This window comes from Paenibacillus flagellatus (genome assembly GCF_003217775.1).
In the GTDB taxonomy this organism is placed as follows: Bacteria; Bacillota; Bacilli; order Paenibacillales; family NBRC-103111; genus Paenibacillus_AB; species Paenibacillus_AB flagellatus.
Map to the genome: position 1 here is coordinate 275751 of NZ_QJVJ01000001.1, position 23163 is coordinate 298913.

19 protein-coding genes are annotated in these 23163 nt (G+C 61.9%); 6 read left to right on the forward strand and 13 right to left on the reverse strand.

Features of this window, described 5'->3' with window-relative positions:
• Positions 1–14: 14 nt before the first annotated feature.
• The 9 genes from DLM86_RS01360 to lplA all read right to left on the reverse strand — a co-directional run bounded on the left by DLM86_RS01360 (position 15) and on the right by lplA (position 13435).
• On the reverse strand, positions 15–1082 hold the full coding sequence (locus tag DLM86_RS01360; protein WP_110838162.1) for a flavin-containing monooxygenase: 1068 nt from the start codon (positions 1080–1082) through the stop codon (positions 15–17).
• Positions 1083–1299: 217 nt separating this feature from the next.
• On the reverse strand, positions 1300–1761 hold the full coding sequence (locus tag DLM86_RS01365) for a GyrI-like domain-containing protein (protein WP_110838163.1): 462 nt from the start codon (positions 1759–1761) through the stop codon (positions 1300–1302).
• Positions 1762–1880: 119 nt separating this feature from the next.
• Entirely contained in the window at positions 1881–5975 is a 4095-nt protein-coding gene (locus DLM86_RS01370) for an exo-alpha-sialidase (RefSeq protein WP_158289268.1), read from the reverse strand.
• A 137-nt stretch (positions 5976–6112) separates the two neighbouring features.
• Entirely contained in the window at positions 6113–6853 is a 741-nt protein-coding gene (locus DLM86_RS01375; RefSeq protein WP_110838165.1) for a response regulator transcription factor, read from the reverse strand.
• Positions 6846–8615 (reverse strand): sensor histidine kinase, encoded by a 1770-nt coding sequence (locus tag DLM86_RS01380; protein ID WP_110838166.1) that lies wholly within the window; start codon positions 8613–8615, stop codon positions 6846–6848. The genes DLM86_RS01375 and DLM86_RS01380 overlap by 8 nt, the downstream gene beginning before the upstream one ends.
• A gap of 24 nt (positions 8616–8639) precedes the next feature.
• Positions 8640–10307, reverse strand: a complete 1668-nt coding sequence (locus tag DLM86_RS01385) for an extracellular solute-binding protein (protein ID WP_110838167.1) — start codon at positions 10305–10307, stop codon at positions 8640–8642.
• A gap of 71 nt (positions 10308–10378) precedes the next feature.
• A complete protein-coding gene (locus DLM86_RS01390; RefSeq protein ID WP_110838168.1) occupies positions 10379–11269 on the reverse strand; it encodes a carbohydrate ABC transporter permease in 891 nt (296 codons plus the stop codon).
• A gap of 25 nt (positions 11270–11294) precedes the next feature.
• Positions 11295–12242: an ABC transporter permease gene (locus DLM86_RS01395; RefSeq protein ID WP_245954292.1), complete on the reverse strand. Its 948-nt coding sequence runs from the start codon at positions 12240–12242 to the stop codon at positions 11295–11297.
• 203 nt (positions 12243–12445) lie between these two features.
• Entirely contained in the window at positions 12446–13435 is a 990-nt protein-coding gene (gene lplA / locus DLM86_RS01400; protein ID WP_110838169.1) for a lipoate--protein ligase, read from the reverse strand.
• A 404-nt stretch (positions 13436–13839) separates the two neighbouring features.
• Here lplA and DLM86_RS01405 point away from each other — a divergent pair, with 404 nt between their 5' ends.
• The 6 genes from DLM86_RS01405 to ptsP are packed head-to-tail and all read left to right on the forward strand — an operon-like array spanning position 13840 to position 19508.
• Positions 13840–14619, forward strand: a complete 780-nt coding sequence (locus DLM86_RS01405) for a DeoR/GlpR family DNA-binding transcription regulator (protein ID WP_110838170.1) — start codon at positions 13840–13842, stop codon at positions 14617–14619.
• Positions 14616–15566 carry a 1-phosphofructokinase gene (gene pfkB / locus DLM86_RS01410; protein WP_110838171.1) on the forward strand — a complete coding sequence of 317 codons (951 nt, stop codon included), beginning with the start codon at positions 14616–14618 and terminating at the stop codon, positions 15564–15566. The genes DLM86_RS01405 and pfkB overlap by 4 nt, the downstream gene beginning before the upstream one ends.
• A 24-nt stretch (positions 15567–15590) precedes the next feature.
• A complete protein-coding gene (locus DLM86_RS01415; protein WP_110838172.1) occupies positions 15591–16955 on the forward strand; it encodes a PTS fructose transporter subunit IIC in 1365 nt (454 codons plus the stop codon).
• A 24-nt stretch (positions 16956–16979) separates the two neighbouring features.
• Entirely contained in the window at positions 16980–17432 is a 453-nt protein-coding gene (locus tag DLM86_RS01420; protein ID WP_110838173.1) for a PTS sugar transporter subunit IIA, read from the forward strand.
• Positions 17433–17451: 19 nt separating this feature from the next.
• On the forward strand, positions 17452–17724 hold the full coding sequence (locus tag DLM86_RS01425; protein WP_110838174.1) for an HPr family phosphocarrier protein: 273 nt from the start codon (positions 17452–17454) through the stop codon (positions 17722–17724).
• Positions 17724–19508 carry a phosphoenolpyruvate--protein phosphotransferase gene (gene ptsP, locus DLM86_RS01430; RefSeq protein WP_245954293.1) on the forward strand — a complete coding sequence of 595 codons (1785 nt, stop codon included), beginning with the start codon at positions 17724–17726 and terminating at the stop codon, positions 19506–19508. The genes DLM86_RS01425 and ptsP overlap by 1 nt, the downstream gene beginning before the upstream one ends.
• A gap of 92 nt (positions 19509–19600) precedes the next feature.
• Here ptsP and DLM86_RS01435 read toward each other — a convergent pair whose 3' ends face one another.
• The 4 genes from DLM86_RS01435 to DLM86_RS01450 all read right to left on the reverse strand — a co-directional run bounded on the left by DLM86_RS01435 (position 19601) and on the right by DLM86_RS01450 (position 23063).
• A complete protein-coding gene (locus tag DLM86_RS01435) occupies positions 19601–20524 on the reverse strand; it encodes a YitT family protein (protein WP_110838175.1) in 924 nt (307 codons plus the stop codon).
• Between the two features lie 420 nt (positions 20525–20944).
• The gene (locus DLM86_RS01440) at positions 20945–21511 is read right to left on the reverse strand and encodes a DUF6886 family protein (protein WP_245954294.1); all 567 of its coding nucleotides are present in this window, start codon (positions 21509–21511) and stop codon (positions 20945–20947) included.
• Complete coding sequence (locus DLM86_RS01445; RefSeq protein ID WP_245954295.1) at positions 21508–22080, reverse strand: AAA family ATPase; 573 nt, start codon at positions 22078–22080, stop codon at positions 21508–21510. Before DLM86_RS01445 ends, DLM86_RS01440 begins: the two co-directional genes overlap by 4 nt.
• Before the next feature lie 74 nt (positions 22081–22154).
• On the reverse strand, positions 22155–23063 hold the full coding sequence (locus DLM86_RS01450) for a sugar phosphate isomerase/epimerase family protein (protein ID WP_110838176.1): 909 nt from the start codon (positions 23061–23063) through the stop codon (positions 22155–22157).
• Between the last annotated feature and the right edge of the window lie 100 nt (positions 23064–23163).

The following is a 23163-nucleotide window of genomic DNA, read 5'->3' on the forward strand; positions in this document are numbered from 1 at the left end:
AATGCATTATATTCTCACTTGTTCATATGAAGCGCGGAGCTTAAGGGTTCCAGCGATTGTGCCAGGCGGCGCGCATCTTCGGCCACCCATCCCATTAGGGCCGACCCTCGGCAAGATTGCCACGGAAGACCGAGAAAGAACAAGCCTTCGACCGGGCTGACGCCGTTTCGATGAATCGGGGCCCCGTTATCGTCAAACGCGGCCGGAATGCGAATCCAACGATAGTCCGATCGAAACCCGGTCGCCCATATGACGTTGTCCGCCCGTAACACGCGCCCGTCGTCAAAATGAATGCCGGTTTCGTCGGCGTTCACCGCTTTTGGGAACGAATCGATCGTGTTGTCGGCCAGCATCGTTTTTAAGTCCAAACCGTATATTTGTTCCGGCTGCTTTTTCAGCCACGCCCCCACTCCGGAATCGACGTCGGCTTTCAGCAGCCCCAGCTTGTCAAAGTACCAGAAAATGCTTTTTCCGAGCATGTAAAGCGGTTTGAAATGTAACGGCCGGCCATGGGATAGGGATACGTTCCGTTCGCGGGCCAGCTCGACGGCAATCTGCGCACCGGAATTGCCTGCACCGACAACAAGGACGTTTCCCGGCTGCAGCTGCGCCGGATTCCGGTAGGCGGCCGAGTGAAGCTGAACGACACGGTCCGGCAAGCGGCCGGCGAAAGCGGGTATCCACGGCGTATGAAACGGTCCGGTCGCGACGACGACTTGCCGGGCTGACAAATCCCCCCGGCCGGTATGCAGGGTGAACCCTCGTTCGCTTTGTTCCATGGCGATCACGTTCGTACGGTATTGGATCGGCAACGAAAAATGCCGGGCATACGCCTCCAAGTAATCGGCCGCTTCATCCTTGGAAGGCAGGCCGTTCGGTTTTCCCGGAAATGCCAAGCCGGGCAGCCCGTCGAATTGCCGAGGCGTGAACAAATGCAAGGAATCGTACCGGTTTCTCCACGTATCGCCGGTCCGTTCGTTCGCATCCACGATCAAAAACGGAATCCCTCTGTGCTTCAAATAATAGCCGATTGCAAGCCCCGCTTGTCCCCCGCCGACTACGACGACATCCGTGTGCTTCAACTGTCCCGCTCCCTCTCGATGTCCATCCCTTTCATTCAAATAAATATTTGATTATATTATATGCCAGGCCCGTTCTTTATTCAAACAGTTATTTGATTGTAGGGCTGCAAATCATAAAAAAACCGCCGAGCTTGTCGGCGGCATCCCATACGTCTATTCGGATATAGCTCCGTGGCGGCTCGTCGTTTCTTCGACCGCCTCCCGATCGCACGTTCGGCTATTCGGCGTGAAGCTCGTTCCGCTTGACCGGAAAGTACCATTCCGTCATTCCTTCGGGCTGAAGGTGCGGAGCGAATATTTCGAACCGCGGCCGATCCAGATCGAAGGGGTACAGCCTGCGATTCTCCGCACTGCAGATCGAGCTCCAGAAGTCGCCGATGTACTTCTCCTCGAACCGGAACACGATGTACTCGTCCTCCGGAATCGTGAACGCGACCGCTCCTTCCGGAACCGGACCGGCTTCGTCAACTTCAACCGCTACGATGAGGCCGTTCGGAATGACGATCAGGTGGGGGTTGTCGCTTCTTCTCGGTGAAATGTCGTGCAGACGCGCCTCCAATTCCCCGAACAGCCGCTTCTCATCCGCCGGGCCGCTCCCTTGAAACCCGACGCACCGGATCGCCCCGACCTTGGTGCGGCGCACCTCCATCATATCGCGAATATGGACGGCATCGCTCATACGATCTCCTCCTTGGCCGGACATCCGGCGTATTATTCCAATAAACGGACGAAACGGCCGGACCCATACGCATCGCCGGAACATAAAGACGGAGAGTCTCGCGACTCCCCGTCCCTCTCTTACAGAAGCGATTCGGCCATTCGGACGAGAATGTCCGGCTTCCCGATCTTTCCTTCTTCCCCCAATGCCCGCACCTGCTGCATATAGGCGCGCAGCGAGCCGTGCATCGCCTGACGCTTCCCTTCCTTCCACGCTTGCTCGGCGTGCCTCAGCTTGACCGCGAGGGCGTTCGCGAGCCCCTCCGCACCCGGCGAGTCCGGCTCGTTCAGCGCGAGCTCGGTCGCCCGGATCAGACCGGCGAAGCTGACCGCGCTTTGCTCCGCTCCGACCGATCCGGCCTCGGGAAGGCCGACGGACGTATCCTGCACGATGAATTCGTCCACGTACGCGTCCGTCCCCGATCCCGCCCCGGTGGCGAGCAGGAAATGGGTGACGACCGGTCCCGGATGGGAGGCGGGGACCCGCCCCTTGAAGTCGCCGTTCACGTAGACGTCGGCCTCGCCGGCCGGCAAATCGAAGTCGACGCGGATGTCGGACCAGACGTTCAAGGGCAGCGACGTCGCGACCGGCAGGCTGCGAAATGCGCCTTGTGCAACGGGAACCGTCCGAACCGTCATCATGTCCCGAAGCTCGTTCGCGAACGTGAAGCCCGTATCCGCGTAGCTTTGATGCACCTTCACGTAGCGCGCGTCGACGGACAGGCCGCCGATCGTAATCGCCCGGTTCGCCTTCTGGAACGTCCATCCGGTGACGAGCGTCCAATCGCCCGCGTTCGCGTCGCTGACGTAAACGGACAAATCCGCCGCCGTCAGCCGGCTCGACGCGTCGGTATCGCGAAGCGTAATCGACGTTACCGTCTCCTTCCGCCCGAGGTCGACGCCGACGCTGCGGCTTTGGTAATCGAGCGCGAACGCCCCCGCGTAGCCGAACTGGCCCAAATTGCCTGTCGTCGGGTTCGCGTCCCCGCTTATAAAGCCGGTCCTCTGCCGGCGCTCGGCCGTCTGCACCGTCAAGATGTCCCGGGTTTCGTTCGCGAACGTGAAGGCCGTGTCGGCGTACGACGAATGCACCTTGACGAACCGGGCCGCAACCGACAGGCCGCCGAGCGTAATATTGCCGTTCGACTTCGCGAACGTCCAGCCGGCGACGGGTGTCCAATCGCCCGAATTCGTATCGCTGACGTAGACGGACAAGTCGCCGGCCGTCAGCCGGTTGGCGCCGTCGTTGTCCCACAGCTTGATTTCCTCGATCGTCTCGATCCCGCCGAGATCGACGCCGACGCTGCGGCTCTTGTAGTCGAAGCCCATCATTCCCGCATAGCCGAAGCTGCCCAGGTTGCCGGACGCCGGATTCGTATCGTCGGTCAAAAAGCCGACGCGTCTGAACGGCTCCGCCGTCTTCGTTTCCATCATGTCCTGCAAGCCGTTCACGAACGTAAACGCGGTATCGCCGTAGTTTTGATGCACCTTGACGTATCTCGCCTGGACCGACAAGCCGCCTAGCGTGATCGTCCCGTTCGCCTTGCCGAACGTCCAGCCGGTGACAAGACGCCAATCTCCGTCGTTCGTCTCGCTGGCGTAGACGGACAGGTTGCTTGCCGCGATCCGGTTCGCGCCGTCGTTGTCGTACAGCTTGATCTCCGTCACCGTCTCGATGCGGCCGAGGTCGACGCCGATGCTGCGGTTTTTGTAATCGAGCGCGAACGAGCCGATATAGCCGAAGTTGCCCAAATTGCCGACGGCCGGATTCGTATCGTCCGCCGCGTAGCCGACCTTCCGCGCGTAAGCGTGCGGCGAGCTCGAATACGTCAGCGCCCCGTCGGGCGACACCCGCAGCGAGAAGGCGGTTCCCGCCGCATTCCAATGCTGCGAAAACCCTTCCTGCAGCGACATGTGCAGGCCGTTGGCGAAGCTCGCGCCATAGACGGAAAAGCGGACGCTTCCTTTGCGGACGGCGGGGAACAGCCGGGACGCCCCCGTCATCGTGATGTTGTCGACGCTATCGTACAGCCGGAGCGAGCGCGCCCCCCGCTTCGCCCGGTCGGCGCTCGTCGCGACGACGCCGGGGCTCGCCGTCTTCCACCAGTAGTCGTTTGCGAGTCGGCTGCCGTTGTCCGGAACGGTGCCGCTCCGCTCGTATTCGAAATCGTCCAGGGCGCCGTGGCTGCGGTACAAATACCGGTAAAAGTCTTCCACCAGCAGCGTGCCGGTCATCGTCCCCCCCGACCACGAAAACAAATACGCGTCGTCCCCCGCCGGCACTTTATCCGCCTCGACCGCCCGGTTCCGTTCGCCTTCCGAATGCCAGCCGGGAGCGGACAGCCGCGTCCGCCCGAGCACGTCCCGGTACCCGTGCCAGGTCGCCGTCTCGTCGCCGCTGTAGGCGACGGTCAAATTGTTGCGCTGGTAGCTGCTGCCGCCCATCGCGTTGTGCCCCGACCAGCTGAGCAGAACCGAGCCGTCCGCATCCCGGCCGAGCGCGGGGAACGTGTTCGAGCTCATAATGTCGCTGTCCTGCACGGCCGACCACGTCGTCCCGCCGTCCGTCGAGACGGACGTGCCGAGCGTCGTCTTGTCTCCCCGCTGCTGGCGGGCGTATATTTTCAGCGTCCCGTCGGCCAGCTCGACGATCGCCGTCTCGGATACGCCGCCTTCCCCTCCGCTCGACGGGATCGTCAAGTCGGAGGCGCTCTTCGTCCACGTCGCGCCGTCGTCGTCCGAATACGCGACGCCGGCCGCGAACGTGCCGTCGTTGCCGATGACGAAGCCGAACGTGACGACGAGACGGCCCGAGCTCAGCCGGATCGGGTTCGAGTACGTCACCGCATAGTTGACCGGATGGCCCAACGACGAGACCATTCCCGAGATCGGGACCGGCGTGCCGAATACCGGCTTATGTCCGGAAAATCCGGTCGATTTGACCATGTACAGGTCGGAGCGGCATACGGAGGCGTCCAAGCAGCTGTTCACGCCGTCCCATACGCCGAAGTAATGGTAGGAATAAAACACGACGTACACGGTGCCGGTAACCGGATCGACATACGCGCCTCCCGGGCTGTCGAGCGAAACGCCGGAGCGGCTTCCCGGCGACACGAACGGCTCCGGCGCCGACCACGTCCTTCCGTCGTCCAGCGAATATCTCGCGTAAATGCCCCTCGTCTTGTCGGTCTGCGCCATCAGCAGCAGCGTGCCGTCCTTCAACCGGACGGGCTTGATATTGGCCCCGAATTCGGCCGCTCCGGCAACGCCTTGCTCGGTCAGCGTCTTGTTGCCGTATTCGACCTGCAGCGCCTCCTGTCCCGCCCCGACGAAGGCGGCATCCGGGTTGCCGTAGTATAGGTACACGTTCGTCGACTCGTGCGGCTGCAGGACGGGAAGGCGAACGAAAAACCCGTCGTCGTCCATATAAAAGGGCAGTTCCCGGCCGTCCTCCCCCGCGAAGCGGACGTCGCGGAAGTCCGCCTGCAGCTTGCCCGAGGCGATCAGCGCCGGTACGCCGAGCGGCTCCTTCTCCATATAGACCGCCCGATCGTAGATCGTTTCGCCGTTCGGGTTGGTGACGGCCACCGGCTTGCGGTACAGCCAGTCGCTTCCCCCGCTAGCCGTCCACCGTCCCGGCGGCAGATCGTATACGCCGATCATCTCCTGCAGATCGGGGCCGCCATACTCCGGCGCGTTATCGTCGAAGTGTCCGTGCACCTTCACGTAGCGGGCCGTCCGCCCGAAGTTGTACAGGACGATCGTGCCGCCAAGCTTTAGAAAATCCCAGTCCGCCACCTTCGTATACGTCACGTTGTCGGCGCTCGTATAGAGCGACAAATCGCTCTTCTCCACCCGGTTCGCGGCCGAGGACGCCCGCAGCTCGATCGTATCGAACGCAGCGGCGCTTCCCAAGTCGACGCCGATGCTGTTCAAGCCGCTGTCCAGCGCGAAAGCGCCGGTCGCCCCGAACGAAGCCAGCGGACCCGCGGCGGGGTTGCGATCCCCCGAGATGAACCCCGCCACCCCCGGCAGCTTGCCCGGGCCGGTAACGCCGTTCGGGTACAGGGGGGCCGCGGCTGCGGGCAACGGCTTCGCGGCCTCGGCCAAGCCGAGCGTCGTCAAGGCGAGAACGGCGCATACCGCCAGCTTCCAAGCTTTCCGCCATATGTTCATCAACTTGTACCTCCTTATTGATCGTATTGATAATATGGTTTGACCATAAAAGATCGGGATGTCCCTTTGGCTGCTCCCCGAATCGGGCCGCATCGTCTTTTCCGGTAACGTTTCCCTTCCGGTACCGGCCGGTCCCGTTAACCGGACGAGCCGCCCGCCCTGCTCCGGTAATCGCCCGGGTTTACGCCGGTATACTGTTTGAACTTCTCGTAAAACCAGTCCATATCTTGGTAGCCGACCGCCGAAGCGACCTCGTATACCTTCATGTCCGTTCCTTCCAGCAGCTCCTTCGCCTTCTCCATCCGGACGCGGAGCACGTAGTCGTTGAACCCGATGCCGGTCTGCGCCTTGAACAGGCTGCCCAAGTAAGCGGCGTTCATGTACAGCTGCGAGGCGATGCCTTTCATGCTCACGGGCTCCCCGTAATGCTCCTTCACCCACCGCTTGACGAATTCCGCCGCGCCGGCCGGGGTATCCGGTCCCCCCTCCCGGGAGACCCCGCCCTTCTCGTCCAGCTCCCGCTTCACCGAGGCGAGCAGCCGCTCCAGCTCCTCGGCTTCCGTCGGCTTGAGCAAATAGTCCTTCACTCCGTATTGCAGCGCCGTCCGCGCATGGGCGAAATCCTCGTAGCCGCTCATGATCGCGACCGGGATGTCGGCGAACTCGCGCAAGGCGGCGATCAGCGCCATCCCGTCCATGACCGGCATCCGGATATCGGTGATTACGAGCGAATACGACCGCTCGCGCAGACGGTCGAGCGCCTGCCGGCCGTTCGACGCTTCCCCGGCTACGACGAAGCCCGTACGCTCCCAATCGAGCAGGTAGCGGATCGATTTCAGCGCTCCCGGCTCGTCGTCGACAATCAGCACGTTATACATGATGAACCTCCTTTGCCGCGAGTAAAGGGGATAACGGAACGAGAAGCGTCGCCTTGACGCCTTTTCCGGGCTCGCTTTCCAGCCGGACCCCGAACGGCTCTCCGAAGCTTCGCAGCCTTCGATGGACGTTGGACAGCCCGATGTGCCGCTCGCCGCCGTTCGAGGCGTCCTCGGAAAGCAGGAATGCTACCTCGGCCAATCGCTCCGGCCCGATTCCCGGTCCGTCGTCCTCGACGGACAGCCGCACCGCGTCTTCTTCCTCCGACGCCGTGACGGTTACCGTCGTCGCCGAGCCGTTCGGTTCGACGCCGTGGACGATCGCATTCTCGACCAGCGTCTGCAGCGACAGCTTCGGAACGTCGAGCTTGCGCAGACGATCGGGTACCTCGATCCGGTACGTCAGCCGGTCGGAATAGCGGAACGCCTGAATTTTCAAGTACGTCTCGACGATGGCGAGCTCTTCGCCGAGCGGGATCATGCCTCCGCTTTTGCCGAGCATATGGCGAAAAGACTTGGCGAGCAGGCCGACGATTTCCGCGCTCTCCCGGTCTCCCTTCTCCAACAGGCTGCCGCGAATCGAATTCAGCGTGTTGTACAAATAATGCGGGTTGATCTGGGTTTGCAGCGCGTACAGCTCGGCCTCCTTCGTCTTCAGCTGCAGCTCCTTCGCCGTCAGCTCCGATTCGTACACCTCGCGGATGAGCCGCTGCATGCGCAGCACCATGCCGTTGAACGTATGGCCGAGCAGACTCACCTCGTCCCGGCCTTCGATGCGGCGGATCGTCCGGAGACGGTCCATGTCCGTGCTCCTCATCATGGCCGCCAGCTGCCGGAGCCGCCGCGTAATGCGCCCGGACACGACGTAATTGACGACGACGAACAACGCCAGCGCGAATACGAAGAAGAGGAACGCCGTCGTCCGGATCGTTTTCGTCCGGGCTTCCAGCTCGCCGAGCGGGACGAGGGACGCGACACGTATCCCGTGCACGCTCCTGCGGGAGTCGAGCGCGCGCATCGTCGGCAAGTAGTCGATTCCCTCCGCCCGGACGACCCGCCCTCCTTCGGCGCCGAGCAGATCGGCTATCGGAACGTCTCCGTCCGCCCGAATCCCCGCCATGCTGTCCAGCACGGGGACGCCGTTCGGCATGACGACCAGAAACCGGCTTTTCTCACTCTCCTTTTTGATCAAATTGTTCAACAGCCCGGCATCCAGATCGATCTGGAGAAACAGGCAGGAACGCGGATTGAGATGGTTCAGCCGCTGCGTCAGCCGCAGCCGGTCCGGCTGGCCCGGAACGGACGTCCAGACTCTGACTGAATCCGCTTTCATTTCGCCCGACGAGCAAGCGCTCCATTCGGGAACGCCGGTCATGCCGGACAGCGGCTTGACGCTGCCGACGTGAAACGTCGCATTGTCCGAATAAAACGCGAGGTCGAGCACGTCTCTCGACGAGGTTAACGCGGCGAGCTGCGGCTTGACGTACTCCAAGTAAGCCTCGTGGGCGTCGGGGTACGAGTCGAACCGGCGAAGCAGCCGGTCCTGCAGCAGGTCGTCCATATAGACGTAATCGGCGATCTGTTCGTACGACCGGAGCAGGCTGTCCACATTTTCCGCCAGCTGGGCGACCGAATGTCCGGCGTTTTCCTTCAAGATGCCGAGTATCGACTTTCTCGCGTACGTTTCCAGAAAAAAGGTCAGGGAAGCGATCAGCACGACGACGACCGCGCCGTTCGTCCAAAATAGCTTGGTCCGTATGTTCATCCCGCTTCCCCTCCCGGCTGCCGTTTATTTCTTCAACGCTTTGTCCGTCCGCGCCAAAGACTGCTTCCATAATGCGGTGTAAGCGTCCTCCGCCTTCTTCGCGCCGTCCTTGTCGAGCTGGTCCTGCATCTGCTTCCAGAGACGCTCGAATTCCTCGTCGTTTTTGGAAAAAATGATTTTGGGCGATTCTTTCAGCCACAGCTGCTGGAGCCGCTTCATGTCGGCCCGGACGTCCTCCACGTCTCCGAGCTGGTACAGAAGCGCCGGCATAAGCTGCAGCTCCGGCAGAAAGTCGGACCATACTTCTTTCCCGTACGCCTGCAGCACTTCCTTCGTCCGCGGGTCGTACCCGGCCTTGACGGATTCCTTCGTCGTCGGCGTCGCGTAGTCGCCGTCGGCGAGCTTCGTACCGTGATCGAGATAAATCGACGTTCCCATGAAGGGCGACGCCGTCTCCTTCCATTGCAAATCCGGATTTTCGGACTTCTTCTTGTTGAATTCGGCGTTAACCGTGCGCTTGCCGTCCTTCACGTCGAAGTGGCGGCCTTCGATGCCCCAGTTGATCAAGATTTGGCCTTCGTCGGAGAATATATAGTCGAGCAGCTTGATCACTTCCTCCGGGTGCTTCGACTTTTTCGAGACGACCCAGTTCCAGTTCGAGCGGGTCATAAGCGACGTGAACGACCGGTTCGGCGCCTTGTCGTCGAACGTGATCGGGAAATACGCGTACAGATGATCGTAGTCGCCCGCGGCGCGCATCGCCTTCTCCACCTCCGGCTGCACCCACCAGGACGGGAAATAACCGGCCAGCACGCGGCCTTCGGTCACTTTTTTCGTCATGGCGTCCGCCTTCAGCGTGAAAAACTCTTTGTCCAGCATATTGGCGTTGTACAACCGGTTCAAAAACCGGTAATACCGCTTCATCTCTTCCGTCCGGTACAGCAGCTGCGCCGCGTTGTCGTCGCCGATTTTGAAGTTGCCCTGGTTGACCAGCCCGGAGGCGTCGAACGTCGGCGACGATAAATTATCTCCGCCGTTGCCGTAATAATCGAACCCGCCGAACGGAATCGTCGGCTTGCCGTCGATCGTCGGATGTTTGTCATAAAACGCTTTCAAAACGTCGAACAGCTGATCGAACGTTTTGATTTGCGGGTAGCCGGCTTCCTTCAGCACGTCGTAGCGGACGGCGAAATTCGCCTGCAGCAGCGGGGAAGGCTCCTTGGCCAGCTTCGGCGCGTACAGCGAGTAAATATGGCCGTCCGGGCTCCGGAGCAGATCGAAGTATTCGCCGTACTTCGCCTTGATGTTTGTGCCGTGCTTCTCGATCAAGTCGTCCAGCGCGATAATCGCCCCGGCTTCCCGGTACTTGTCGACGTAATCGGGCTTCAGCACGAGCGTATCCGCGGGGTAATCGCCCGAGGCGAGCCACAGGTCGAACTTCTGGTTGCGGTCCCCCGTCACGGTGACAAGATCGAACGTCGCGTTCGTGCGCCGGCTCAGCTCCTGCATGACCGGATTGTTCGGATCGAGGTTCGGGAATAGATTGCCGATTTGGATCGTCGTCGGCTCCTTCTTCCCCGTCGCTCCTCCTTCTCCCGCGGATTCGGTCTTCTTCGCGCCTTGCCCGGCGCATCCGGCTAACGCCGCGACCAGCAAAGCGGCGCTCAATACGACTGCGACCGATTTGTTCATCGTTCCACCCTTTCTTCTCTAGTATTATATCATCCGGTCGATTCCGGTCGATACCGATTTCCCGGGCGCGGTCACTCTTTGACCGCACCCAGCGTCATGCCTTTGATGAAATAGTTTTGCATGAACGGATAGACGAGCAGGATCGGGACGGTCGCCACGATCGTCATCGTCGCGCGGATCGATTGCGGCGTCGTCATCCGCATCAGGTCGGCATCGACCGTGTTGGTCGCGCCGGCGCCGATTTGCTCGGTCGACTGCATCAAAATTTTCATCAGCTCGTACTGGAGCAGCGTCAGCTTCTCGTCCGTATTGAACAAGTAATTGTCGAGCCAGGCGTTCCAATGGCCGACGGAGACGAACAGGGCGATCGTGGCGATGACCGGCAGGCTGATCGGCGCGACGACTCGCAGCAAAGTCTGGAACTCGCCCGCCCCGTCCAGCTTCGCCGACTCGATCAAGCCCGCCGGCAGCTCGTCGAAGAAGCTGCGCATGATCATGACGTGGAACGCGCCCAGCAAGCCCGGGACGATGTAGACGAGGAACGTATTCGTCAGCCCGAGCTGCTTGATCAGCAAATAGTAAGGGATTAACCCGCCGTTGACGTACATGCTGACGACGAGCACCGTATTGAGCGCCTTGCGCAGGACGAACTCCTTCCGGCTGAGCGCGTAGGCGACCATCATCGTGGCGGCGAGCGCCGCGGCCGTCCCTACAAGCGTTCGGGCGACGGACAGGCCGACGGCGGAGAACAGCCGGCGGTTTTGGAAGATGAGCGTATAATTGTCGAGCGTAAACTTCCGGGGGAACAGCGTAATGCCGCCGCGAAGCGTATCCATCGATTCGTTCAGCGATATGGCGAGCAGGTTCCAGAACGGATACAGCGTAGCCGCTCCGAGCAGCGCCAGCGCCGCATAGTTCGCCGCATCGAACGCGATCCCGCCCCGGGTTCGTTTCGTTCTCATGGGGGTATGCCTCCTCGGGGTTCGTCTATAGGACGTGGGACTGGCCGAGACGCTTCGCGGCCGTATTCACGGCAAGCACCAAGGCGATGCTGACCGCCGACTTGAACATGCTGATCGCCACGCCGTACGAGTAGTCGCCGATCGACAACGAATAGTCGAGCGCGTACAGATCGAGCACTTGGGAATAGTCCATGACCAGGCTGTTGCCGAGCAGCATTTGCGACTCGTAGCCGGTCGACACCAGCTGACCGACGGCCAGAATGAGCAGCATGATCGCGGTCGGGTACAGGCTGGGCAGCGAGATCCGCATCATTTTGCCGAACCGTCCGGCGCCGTCCACTTCGGCCGCCTCGTAAATTTCCGGATTGACGCCGGCCAGCACGGCCAAATAAATGATCGTGCTCCAGCCAAGCTCCTTCCACAATGCGGCGATCGTATGAATCGCCCAAAACCACGTTTCCTTCGCGAGAAAATAGATCGGCTCGTTCACAAGCCCGAGCCCCGTCAGCAGCTCGTTCAACGGACCGCGGTCCGGCGACAGCACGTAGACGACGATGTTCGAGAGGACGACCCACGACACGAAATGCGGAATGTAGGCGATCGTCTGAATCGTCCGCTTGAACAGCGTCGACCGTACCTCGTTCAGCAGCAGCGCCAAACCGATCGCGCCGGCGAATCCGGCCACGAGGCTCATCGCGCTCATCGCGAGCGTATTGCGGAGCACCGTATAGAAGCGATCGTCCCCGAACAGCTTGGCGAACTGGTCCAGCCCGACGAAAGGGCTTCCAAAAATGCCTTTCGGAACGGAATATTTTTGAAACGCCATGATCCAGCCCCATAGGGGCAAATAGTGAAAGACGAACAAAACGCCGACGAAAGGAACCGACATCAACAGCAGCTCGTATTGGGTCGACAGCTTTCGAAGCCACCCCCGCTTTCGTGCCGTTCGCTGCGTCTTGGCCGGCAATGTCACGCCGCTTGCTTGGCTTTCGATCGATCTCTCCTCCCCTCTTCGGTCTGGCTTTCAGTATAAGGAGATTGCGGCCGCGGGCCTATCCGGGAAAATGGAGAACAATACCGGGGAACATGCAGACGTGCGGGGCGGTCCGCGAAAAAGGCCGAACCCCCGTCGGGCGACGGGGGTTCGATTCTTTCTCGCTATGCGGCGGCTTCCGTTCAAATCAACAGCTCCAGCCATTGCTCCTTCGTCACTGCGCCGAAGTAATACGACAGATCGACGCCTTCCAGCGCGTCGCGAAGCGACGCTTCGTCATACTTGACGCCGACGAGCTTGTCCGCGAATTCGCGGGCGTCGCCTACGCCGAAGAAGTCGCCGTAGACGGCGGCTCCGGCGATTTTGCCACCCTCCACGTTCAGGCGGACGTCGTACGTGCCCGCCCCTTCGATCCGCTTCGTCTTCTGGACGTTGAAGGAGGGAGACCTGCCGTAGTTCCAATCCCAGCTCCGGTACCGTTCGTCCGCCAGCTTGCGGACCGCTTCCCAATCGGCGTCGGACAGCTTGTACTCCGGCACGTCGTTCCCGCCGAAGATCGATTCGAGCAAGGCGGTGCGGAATTGACCGATCGTCATCGGCTCGCGCAAAAATTCGGAGATGTTCGCCACCCGGCTGCGGATCGATTTGACGCCCTTCGACTGGATTTTGGCGAGGTTGACGTTCAGCGCCGATACGACGTTATCGATCTCCGAATCGAACATGAGCGTCCCGTGGCTGAACATCCGGCCCTTCGTCGAATATTGCGCGTTGCCGGATATTTTCCGTTCGCCGACCTGGATGTCGTTGCGCCCGGTCAGCTCCGCCTCGACGCCGAGCTTGCGCAGCGCCCGGACGACCGGCTCGGTAAACTTGCGGTAATTGTGGAACGACTTGCCGTCGTCGTTCGTGATGAAGCTGAAATTCAAGTTGCCGAGATCGTGGTAGACGGCACCGCCGCCGGACAGGCGCCGGACGACATGGATGCCGTTGTCCTTCACGTACGCGGCGTTGATTTCCTCGATCGTGTTCTGGTTTTTGCCGATGATGATCGAAGGCTCGTTGATGTAGAACAATAAGTAGTCCTCGTCGGCGGGAAACGTTTTGAGCGCATATTCCTCGAGCGCCAAGTTGAGCGCCGGATCGGTAATGCCGCGGTTGTCGATGAACAGCATGGCGTTCACTCCTCGGTATCGGTAACGAATGGGGCCGCAAACGGACGGCTCGATTACCACTATACCGCATCGGGGCGAAACGATCCACTTCGTCCGGCGCCGGACGGTCGGCGCGTGTAACGGCCGGCCGAAAACGCCATGTAAATGTAATGTAAATTGACACAGATTGCTTTCCAAATCGATTCAGAACGAAAAACGTAAACGAAAACGATGTATCCCGTTAGAAAACCTGACAATTCCAAATGATGATTCATGGCTGTTTGTGCTCATTTAGTCTCGAAACCATCCTTGATAACGCTTTACAAACTATAAACGGGCGTATATAATCATAATCATCGACAAATAAGCGCAAATGAGCACGGCGATCGAATGGAAAGATGCGCCGAAAGGAGGAACCGTCCCACATGCTGTTCGAAGAAGAGCGAAAGCGGAAAATCGCCGAATACGTGCAGGAGCGCGGCCGGGCGTCGGTACCGGAGCTGGCCGCCCTGTACCAAGTGTCCGAATCGACGGTCCGCCGGGATTTGCGGGATTTGGAGGAAGCGAAGCGGCTCCGGCGGACGCACGGCGGCGCGGTTGCCGTCCAGGAAGACAATGCGGAGCCATCCTTCCTCGAAAAGGAAGACCGGTTCCGCTCCGAGAAGGAAGCGATCGCGCTTAAAGCGGCGTCCAGCGTCGAGGAAGGCGACATCGTCTTCTTGGATTCGGGTACGACCACCTACTATATGGCCCAGCATCTCAAATCGTTTCAGAAGCTGACCGTCGTGACCAATTCGGTCATGATCGCGCACGAGCTTGGCCATGCGAAGCAGATCGACCTTGTCGTCGCGGGCGGCACGCTTCGGCACGAGACGCTGTCGATGGTCGGCCCCGTCGCCGATCGCGCGATCGAATCGCTCCGGGTCAACAAGCTGTTTCTCGCCATCAACGCCATCGACCGGGACGGCGGGCTGACGACGCCCCACTTGGCCGAAGCGGCGACGAAGCGGGCGATGGTCCGATCGGCCACTCAGGTGATCTTGGTGGCCGACCATAGCAAGTTCGGCAAGGTCGCCTTCGGCAAAGTCGCGGACATCTCCGACGTCCATCATTGCATTACGGACGACGGGCTGCCGGAATCCTGGATGAAGGAGCTCGAAGCGGAAGGCGTAAAAGTCACACTGGCCAGGGGGCGCGCAAGATGAACGGTTCCGTTCTCACACTCACCATGAATCCCGCCATCGACAAAACGGTAACCGTCGATCAGCTGACGTTCGGCGAATTGAACCGCATCCGTACCGTTCGGACGGACGCGGGAGGCAAAGGGATCAACGTCGCGAAGGTGCTGAAGCGCTTCGCGGTTCCGGTAACGGCTTGGGGCATCCGGGCGGGCCGCGAAGGACAGACGCTCGCGGACAAATTGGACGAATACGGCATCCCTTCCTTCTTCCTCGAATCGGACGGACAGACGCGGACGAATTTGAAGGTGGTGGACGCAAGCACGAAACGGACGACCGAGCTGAACGAGCCCGGCTTCACGCCTTCTCCCGCCGTGCTGGAACGGTTCGAGTCCGCTCTCGAGCACATGCTGAAGAACGTCCCGATCGTCGTCCTGGGAGGAAGTCTTCCTCCGGGCGTGCCCGCCGATTATTATCGCCGGCTGATCGGAACGGCGAACCGGCACGGCGTCCGGGTCATTCTCGATGCGGACGGGGAAGCGCTTGCCCGCGGCATCGAGGCGAAGCCGTTCGCCGTCAAGCCGAACATCCACGAGCTGGAGGCGCTGCTCGGCGAGCGTCTCTCGACCGACGCCGATATCGTGCGGGCGGCCGGTTCGCTGCTCGACCGAGGCGTCGAGCTCGTCCTCGTCTCCATGGGAGGAGACGGCTCGATCGCGGTCGACCGCCGCCGGGCGATCCGGGCGACGCCGTTCCCGATTACGCCGCAAAGCACTGTAGGCGCCGGAGACTCGATGGTCGCCGCCATGGCGTACAGCTTCATGAACGGCCTTTCTTTGGAGGAGACCGCGCGCTGGACGTCGGCGGCCGGGACGATTACCGCTTCGAAGTCCGGCACCGACGTTTGTACGCTCGACGAAGTGAAGCGATGCCTCGGCCTCGTTCGTTTGTCGGATATTCCGCTTCCCGTATAAAACCCACTTGAGGAGGAGAACAACATGACCCGGAAAATTGTTGCGGTTACGGCTTGCCCGACCGGCGTCGCCCACACGTACATGGCCGCCGAGTCGCTGGCCAAAGCGGCGAAAGAACGGCAAATCGAGCTGAAGGTCGAGACGCGCGGCGCCGTCGGCGTCGAGAACGAAATTACGGAAGCGGAAATCGCCGAAGCTCATGCCGTCATCCTGGCGGCCGATACCGACGTGCTCGAGTCCCGCTTCGCCGGGAAGCCGGTCGTCAAAGTTCACGTCGCGCAAGCGATCAAAGACCCGAACGGGCTGCTCGACCAGGCGCTCGCCATGAAGCCGGCCGAGCCGGCCGACGTCCCGAAGAGCCCGGAGCGGACGAAAGCCGCCCGTACCGGCCCCTACAAGCATCTCATGACCGGCGTGTCGGCGATGCTGCCGCTCGTCGTGGCGGGCGGTCTCCTCATCGCGCTGTCGTTCCTGTTCGGCATCGAAGCGTTCAAGGAGAAAGGGACGATGGCCGCCGCGCTGATGAATATCGGCGGCGGAGCCGCCTTCGCGCTCATGGTCCCGGTACTGTCCGGCTTCATCGCCTTCTCGATCGCGGAGAAGCCGGGGCTCGCCCCGGGCTTGGTCGGCGGCATGCTCGCCTCGCAGGCGGGCGCCGGATTTCTCGGCGGCATCGTCGCCGGATTTTTGGCCGGATACGTCGCCAAATGGCTCAAAGCCGGCATCAAGCTTCCGCGCAACCTCGAAGGCTTGAAGCCGATCCTGCTCATTCCGCTGATCGCCACGGCCGTGACGGGACTGCTCATGGTGTATGTAATCGGGGAGCCGGTGAAATATATAATGGACAGCTTGACCGATTGGCTGAAATCGCTCGGCTCCGCCAACGCCGTCCTCCTCGGGCTCATCCTCGGCGCCATGATGGCGTTCGACATGGGCGGCCCGCTTAATAAAGCGGCCTATACGTTCGCCGTCGGGCTCGTCGGCAGCGACGTATTCGGCCCGATGGCCGCCGTCATGGCGGCCGGCATGACGCCGCCGCTCGGCTTGTGGCTCGCGACCGTGATCGCGCCGAAGAAGTTTACGCAGGAAGAACGCGACGGCGGCAAATCGGCCGGCGTGCTCGGCCTCGCCTTCATCACCGAAGGCGCGATCCCGTTCGCGGCCGGCGACCCGTTCCGCGTCATCCCGTCCATCATGGCCGGCTCGGCCGTGACCGGCGCGCTGTCGATGCTGTTCGGCGCCACGCTTCGCGCGCCTCACGGCGGACTGTTCGTCCTCGCGATTCCGAATGCGGTCAGCCATGTCGCGCTGTACGCTCTGGCGATCGCGATCGGAACGGCGATCACCGCCCTGCTGCTTTCCCTGCTGAAAAAACGGGTAACCCCCTAAACGATATCGAAGGAGCTGGACAAGATGAACGCAACCGCCTTGCTGCACGACCAATCGATAAGGATCCCGCTGGACGCGGCCGACAAAGCTTCCGCCATCGAAGCGATGGTCGATTCGCTCGTTTCGGCCGGCGTCGTCGCCGACAAAACCGCTTATTTGGAAGCCGTGACGAACCGCGAGAAAACCGGCTCGACCGGGATCGGCTTCGGCGTGGCGATCCCCCACGGCAAATCGGCCGGCGTCAGCCGCCCGGGCCTCGCCTTCGCGAAGCTGGCGAAGCCGATCGACTGGGATTCGCTCGACGGCCAGCCCGTTACGGCCGCCTTCATGATTGCCGTCCCGGAAGAAGCGGCCGGCAACGAGCATTTGCAAATTTTGATCGCCATCTCGAGAAAATTGATCGACGAATCGTTCCGCAGCCGGCTGATGGCCGTAAGCGATCCGCAAGAGCTGATCCGCTTGATGGAAACGATTTGACGAACGGAGGGGAAACCAGATGTACAGCAAAGAAACGACGATCCGGAACGAATCCGGCTTCCATATCCGCCCGGCCCAATTGTTCGTCGAGCAAGCGGGACGCTATCAATCCAAAATCACGCTGCTGTCCAAAGCCGCAAACGCCGAGGTGGACGCCAAAAGCATCCTCGGCCTCATGACGCTCGGCCTGTCGCAGGGCAATCCGGTCGTCGTCGCCGCGGAAGGCCCGGACGAACGGGAAGCGGTCGAGTCGCTCGTCGCCTTGATCGACGGCGGCTTCGGGGAAGCGTAATGAACGGCGGCGGAAAGGCGGTGGCACCGGACATGCCGGAGACGATCATACAAGGACTGGGCGTATCGGAAGGCGTCCGGGTCGGCAAGGCGTTCGTCTACGCGCCGGCTCGGGCGATCGCGGACGACGATCGCAAGACGGACCGGCCCGAGCTCGAAACGGAGAAGCTGCGGAACGCCAAAGCGGCGAGCGTCTCCGAGCTCGAGGAGCTGGTCCTCCGGACGGCGGAGAAGCTGGGCGAAGAGCGGGCGGTCATCTTGAAAGGACAGATCAGCATGCTGAACGATCCGTCCTTTTATCCCGCGATGGAGAAGCTGATCGCGGCGGAAGGCTGGACCGCGGAGACGGCGGTGCGGAAAGTGACCGCCCAGACGGCCGCGCTGTTCGAGAGCATGGCGAACGACTACATGCGCGAGCGCGCGGCGGACGTGCGCGATATCGGCGGCAGGCTGCTCGGGAACGTCCGGGGCGACAAAGGCCGCAAGCTGAGCGACATCCGTGAGGAAGTGATCCTCGTCGCGGACGATTTGACCCCTTCCGATACGGTGCAGCTGGACAAAAGCCTCGTGCTCGGCTTCGTGACGCGAATCGGCGGGAAGACGTCGCACACGGCCATTCTGGCCAATTCGCTCGGCATCGCCGCCATCCTCGGCGCCGGAGACGGCATCGACGCGATCCGCGACGGCGATCCGCTCGCGATCGACGGGGCGACGGGAACATGCGTCATCCGCCCCGAGCCGTCCACCGTGGATGCGTACCGCGAGCGGATGGAGCGGCAGGAGGAAGCGCGCCAGCGGCTCCAAGCGTTCGCCGGACAAGAGGCGGTGACGACGGACGGCTTCCGGGTCGAGATCGCGGCCAATATCGGCACGCCGGAGGAAGCGGCCGGACTGATCGGGCGCGGAGCCGAAGCGGTCGGGCTGTACCGGACCGAATTTTTGTTCATGAGCCGCAGCGCCATGCCGGACGAGGATGAACAGTACGAAGCGTACAAAGCGGCGGCCGAAGCGATGCAAGGACGGCCGGTCGTCATCCGGACGCTGGATGTCGGCGGGGACAAGGAGCTGCCTTACTTGAGCGTTCCCCACGAGATGAATCCGTTTCTCGGCTACCGCGCCATCCGGCTCTGTCTGGACCGGCAGGACTTGTTCGTCACGCAGCTCCGCGCCATCCTGCGGGCGAGCGCTCACGGCACGATCAAGATCATGTTCCCGATGATTTCCGGCTTGGCCGAATGGCGCCGGGCGAAGGCCGTGTACGACAACGTGCGCGCCGATCTGCTTCGGGACCACGTGCCGATCGCCGACCGGATCGAGCTCGGCATCATGGTCGAAATTCCGTCGGCCGCCCTGCAGGCCGACCGGTTCGCCAAGGAAGTCGACTTTTTCAGCATCGGGACGAACGATCTGGTCCAGTATACGGTCGCTGTCGACCGGATGAACGAGCAGGTCGCCGGCCTGTACGATTACTTCCACCCCGCCGTTATCCGGCTCATCAAGCGGGTGATCGACGCCTCGGTCGAACGGGGCATCTGGACCGGGATGTGCGGCAGCATGGCCGGCGACCCGCTCGCGGCACCGCTGCTCGTCGGCCTCGGGCTTCACGAATGGAGCATGGCTCCTTCGGCCATGCAGAAGATCAAGCGCGAAGTTCGGCGGATGGATCGCGCAGCTTGCCAAGAGCTCGCGGAGCGCATCCTGGACATGGATACGCCGGAGGAAGTCCGGGACGCGCTGGAGCGATTCCAGCATCGTCTTCCCGATGGAGACACCGGACAATCGTAATAGGAAAAAGAGTCCCGCGCGGTCGCGGGACTCTTTTTCTGTTCCATCGTATCGATCTATCGTATCGATTCTATCGTATCGATTCGCCGCGCTTACCGTCCCGGCACTCTCGCCGAATCGCGCACCGTCCGGAACATCGTCTTGCGGGTGCGGCCGTTCGCGCGAACGGCGCGAAACCGGTCGAAGCCGTCGCCCATCACGTCGTGCGCGTCGCCGATCAGGACGAACGCTTCCGGGTCGGCCTCGGCGACGAGTCTTTTGAGCCGGGGAACCTCCGATTGGCGGAGCACGACCATTTGCACGCGTTTCTCCGCTCCGGAGAAGCCGCCGTTGCCGTGCAGCTCCGTCAAGCCGCGGTCGAGCCGCTCCAAAACCGACGCTTTGACGGCATCGGCACGGTCGGAGATGACGATCGCGAAGGTGGACTTTGCTCCGGCGGACTGAACGAGCGGAATCGTCTTTTTCATCGCGAACCATCCGACCAAGGCGTACAGCGCGCTTTCCGGCGAAAAGACGATCCCGCTCAGGGCGACGACGGCGAAATCGAACGCCGCGATCGTTTTGCCGGGGGCGATTCCTCTTCGCCGCTGTAAAAGGGCCGCGATGACCGAAAAGCCGCCGATCGTACCGTCCACGCGAAACAGCAGGCCGAGCCCGGCGCCGGTGACGACGCCGCCGTACAGCGCCGCGAGCAGCGGATTGGCCGTCAGCGCCGGCCAGTCGGCGGTCGCGTAGGCAAGCAGCGGCAGCAGCGCCGAGCCGTAGGCCGTTTTCAGCACGAACGATCGTCCGAGCATCCATCCTCCCGCTACGAGCAGCGCTCCGTTGATCCCCCATTGGAACAAGGCGGGCGATATCCCCGTGCACGCTTCGACGATCGTCGAAAGGCCGGGCACGCCGCCGGCGGCGATCCGGTTCGGGCGCTGCAGCAGGTTGAAGCCGATCGCGATCAACAGGCAGCCGGCCGTTACGATCATATAGGAATAAAGTTCGTTTCGAAGCTTTTGCATTCTCATGTTGCGTCACGTCCGTTTCCCCATCTCGGACAAACGCGTCCGACTGGACTGGATGATCCGATTATAAAATTCGGACGGACGAACGCGCAAGAACGCGCGTCGACGCGGATTTGCTGCCGTGCGCCTTCGCTTCTCCCCCGTAAAGCGATGCCGCAGAAGCTCTATTGGACTTCATCCAACCGAATCGCTTACGGACGCCCGGAATGGGGACTCTGTTGGAAACCATCCAATGGAATTCGGCAAAACATGCGTCCGCCGGCTTTCCGGAGACATTCGATTGGATGGAATCCAATGGACGGCCGGTTTCGCACCCGGCAGCGGTCCAGCCATTGGATAAACTCCAATCGAGATGAAGACGAGACCAAGGTTAGACCCGGTACATCCCGATCGCCAAAACAAAGAGCCCCGAAGGGCTCTACGTCAACAACCGATGCGAGGCGAAGCGTTGCGAAACCGGATGATCGAAAAATCGGCCGTCGAGGCGACGACGGTGTCGCGAAGCCGATGCAGGCACGGCATGAACCGAAGCTCGAGCGGCTCCGCCAGCAGCTTCGCGAGCAGGTCGCCGACGGGCTCCACCCGGAGCGGGACGACCGTTTCCTCCGAAACGTAATACCCGGCCGTCCCGTCCAGCAGCCGGAACGAATCGCCGGCGAACGTATAAACGTACAGCTTCGTCTCGCGGATTCGCTCCAGCCAGCCGTTCTCCACCGCGATGACTTTGCTCGCCGCCGTATCGCCGAACAGCGCGCGCCGGTCCGCTTCCGACGTCCGCTCGCCCTTCGCGTAGATGACGCGCGGACAGTCGCGCGGAAACCAATAATGCGGCGCCCGCTCCCGGTCGATCGCGTAAACGACGGGCGGCAAGCCCGGGTCTGCCGGGGCCGGCCGCGGCACGAACGCCGCAATATCCGGTTCCTCGCTATAGTGATACCGTTCGATCGCGATACCGCTCCCCTCCCCCGACACTCTCCCCGCAGGGATCACTCCACTCCGCCTTCCTCCGGCAATCGCCGGAGAATCTCGTCGACCGTCCGCTCCGCCGTCCAGTCCGACGTGTCGAGCCACAGCCCGATGCGCGGCGTCGTGCCGCGGAGCACGTCGTCCAGCATCGCCGGCGTCCAGGCGGCCCCGTAGCCTTTCTTCCCGCGCGCCGCCTCCCGCTCCGCCACGACGTCCGGCCGCGGGCAGAGCACGACGACGTGGAGCGGCCGCGTGCGGAAAAAGCCGACGAAATCGCTCAGCATCGGGCCGACCGCCACATCCTGCACGACGACGCGAAAGCCCGCTTCCCGGTACGCGTCCGCCGTCGAAGCCGCCAGCCGGTAGCGGAGCAGCAGCTGCCTCTCCGCCTCCTCCGGGACGTCCGGGCTCATCTCGACCCGCCCGTTGACGACCATTTTTCGAAACATATCCCCTCGAACATGGACGCTGCGCTCGAACCGCTCGGCAAGCAGCTGTGCGACCGTCGATTTCCCGCTCGCCATAACGCCGGTGACGAGCACGATGCCGGGTTCATCCCGCATTCCGGCCTCTATTCCGGCTTCCCTATCCATTCATCGGTTCCCTCCTTTTTACAACCAGCATAACGGAATGCGAGCGGTACCGCCAAAGGACAATATCGATATAGTCAAACAGTAGGGTCGGCACGGCCGGCCGGTATGCCGCACGCTTCCGCGGCCCGGCGGTAAATCGCGAACAGCTCCTCGCGCTCGACCCACTCGTGCTTATGCTCGAAGGTGACGTGGAAGGCGTCGTTCCGTTCGGCCAAATGCCGCAAGTAGGAAAACGCCTCCCCGAACCGGCCGTCCCCGTCGTGCGAAGCCCGGACCGGCCAATGGTGAACGAACGTATCGTCCTCGTACCGGACGTTGCTGTAATGGACCAAATAGACGGAGGGCGCCAGCCGGTCGAGCCATTCGTACGGATCGAAGCCGTCGAAAGCGCGCCGGGTCACGTCCAGTCTCGCCGTATCGACGACGAACCCGATTTCCGGGTGCCGGTCGAACATATCGATGACGATGTCCCCGTAATCGCCGAAGAAATCGTGCTCCAGGACGATGCGCTGCCCGTAGCGAAGCTGCAGCTCGGCCAGCTCGTGGAACAGCCGCTCGGAGACGTCGCGGAACGCCGTTCGGGACAGCTTGTCATAGCCGTAGCGGGCCCGCGGATCGGGCATTTTCGGGTAATATCGGCGTATGGGCGTATCGAAGACGGGAAGAAACGGATAGTGGAACAGGAGGTAATCCGCCCCGTACCGGGAAGCGAGCTCCGTCTCCGCCGCGATCCGGGCGAGCGCCTCCCGTCTCTCCGCCGCATCGGGCGAATTGACCCGCGGCAGCTCGTAGCCGCGGTCCCCCAAGATCGGACCGTGCACGCCGAATGCGACGCCTCTGCGATCGCAAAACGAGCGAAGCCGTTCCAAGCTTTCCGTATCGGCGTAATGGCATATCTCGAGCCCGTTCAGGACGTTCCCGTTATACGCGTCCCACCGGCTTTCGTCCAGCGCGTGCCACATTCCCATCTGCAATCTTCTCATCGTCTCGCTCCCCCTTGGATGGTTCCGGATAAGACAGTCCATAATAGGACGATGGGTCAACGGAAATGGTTGCAAATCGGAGTGGCGTTTGCTATGCTAG